Origin of the sequence: Rhodopseudomonas sp. BR0C11, from assembly GCF_010820945.1 — a bacterium.
Classification (GTDB): Bacteria; Pseudomonadota; Alphaproteobacteria; order Rhizobiales; family Xanthobacteraceae; genus Rhodopseudomonas; species Rhodopseudomonas palustris_H.
In genome coordinates, this window is sequence record NZ_QTKI01000768.1 from 1 (window position 1) to 880 (window position 880).

Consider the following 880-nt stretch of genomic DNA (forward strand, 5'->3'; position numbering starts at 1 on the left):
ACGTTTGACCTGTGTGTCGATCGATGCCAGCCTTGTCAATCGGAAGGCACGCGCGCCGCGCGCCCGCACATTCCGCAACAAGAAACAACCGGAGGAAACCGATGTCGTACAAGCCGCTCAGCCGTTCCGTCAAAGGCCTGCGCGTTCTCGTCACAGGCGCCGCGAGCGGCATGGGCCGCGCCACCGCGCACGTGTTCGCCGACGAAGGCGCACGCGTCGCGGTCACTGATGTCACCCTCGCCGGCGCGCAGCCGGTCGCCGACGCCATCAAGGCGCGCGGCGGCGATGCAACGGCTTTCGCGCTCGATGTCGGCGACGCGCAGGCGATCAAGAGCGGCGTCGAGCATATCGCGCAATCACTCGGCGGCCTCGACATCGTCATCAACAATGCCGGCATCTCGGCAGCGCCGCGCTGCCGTATTTGCGCAAGTCGCAATCCCCGCGCATCGTCAATATCGCCTCGACCGAAGCGCTCGGCGCCACCGCAACTCACAGCCCGTATTCGGCGGCGAAAGCTGGCGTCACTGGACTGACGCGCTCGCTCGCGGTCGAGCTCGGCCCCGAAGGCATCACCGTGAACTGCATCTGCCCCGGCCCGATCACCACCGGAATGACCGACCGCATCAGCGACGACCACAAACAGAAATACGCCCGCCGCCGCACCGCTTTGCACCGCTACGGCGACCCGGAAGAAGTCGCCCACATGACGCTCAGCCTGTGCCTACCCGCCGCATCGTTCATCACCGGCGCGGTGATCCCGGTCGACGGCCGGTTGATGGCAAGGAATGCGTGAGGGCACTTGCGCGGGAGTAGCTGGGGAGGATTAGCCGTCGCCGCGCCGCTGTTTTCCCTACAACGTCGTTCCGGGGCGCTCGCAACG

Annotated in this window: 1 pseudogene; it reads left to right on the forward strand. The window is 66.5% G+C overall.

Annotated elements, in window-relative coordinates:
- Positions 1 to 101 precede the first annotated feature (101 nt).
- Positions 102 to 793 (forward strand): annotated as a pseudogene (locus DYI24_RS27245) (SDR family NAD(P)-dependent oxidoreductase).
- The last annotated feature ends 87 nt before the right edge of the window (positions 794 to 880 follow it).